General features: G+C 48.4%; 2 tRNA genes and 2 rRNA genes. All 4 read left to right on the top strand.

The features are described from left to right. A 16S ribosomal RNA gene (locus APT89_RS21760) occupies positions 1-107 on the top strand; the annotation flags it as partial. 70 nt (positions 108-177) lie between these two features. After that, positions 178-254, top strand: a tRNA-Ile gene (locus APT89_RS21755). 38 nt (positions 255-292) lie between these two features. Further along, positions 293-368 (top strand) — tRNA-Ala (locus APT89_RS21750). 171 nt (positions 369-539) lie between these two features. After that, positions 540-773: ribosomal RNA gene (locus APT89_RS21745) — 23S ribosomal RNA — on the top strand; the annotation flags it as partial.

The following is a 773-nucleotide window of genomic DNA, read 5'->3' as shown; positions in this document are numbered from 1 at the left end:
TAGGTAGCTTAACCTTCGGGAGGGCGCTTACCACTTTGTGATTCATGACTGGGGTGAAGTCGTAACAAGGTAACCGTAGGGGAACCTGCGGTTGGATCACCTCCTTACCTTAAAGAACCTGCCTTTGTAGTGCTCACACAGATTGTCTGATGAAAAACAGCAGTAAAAAACCTCTACAGGCTTGTAGCTCAGGTGGTTAGAGCGCACCCCTGATAAGGGTGAGGTCGGTGGTTCAAGTCCACTCAGGCCTACCAAATTTGCGAAGCAAATTTGAAGAGGTTGGCAAAACGATGGGGCTATAGCTCAGCTGGGAGAGCGCCTGCTTTGCACGCAGGAGGTCTGCGGTTCGATCCCGCATAGCTCCACCATCTTTTACTGCGAACACAAAAAAACTTCAGAGTGAACCTGAAAAGGTGCACTGCGAAGTTTTGCTCTTTAAAAATCTGGATCAAGCTGAAAATTGAAACGACACATCTTTAATGGTGTGTTCGAGTCTCTCAAATTTTCGCAATCAGAAGTGAAACATCTTCGGGTTGTGAGGTTAAGCGACTAAGCGTACACGGTGGATGCCCTGGCAGTCAGAGGCGATGAAGGACGTGCTAATCTGCGAAAAGCGACGGCGAGGTGATATGAACCCTTGACCCGTCGATGTCCGAATGGGGAAACCCAGTGTGATCCGTCACACTATCGTTAACTGAATACATAGGTTAACGAGGCGAACCGGGGGAACTGAAACATCTAAGTACCCCGAGGAAAAGAAATCAACCGAGATT

It is taken from the genome of Enterobacter sp. 50588862 (assembly GCF_001462935.1).
Classification (GTDB): domain Bacteria; phylum Pseudomonadota; class Gammaproteobacteria; order Enterobacterales; family Enterobacteriaceae; genus Enterobacter; species Enterobacter bugandensis.
This window is presented reverse-complemented; position numbering and strand designations above follow the sequence as displayed.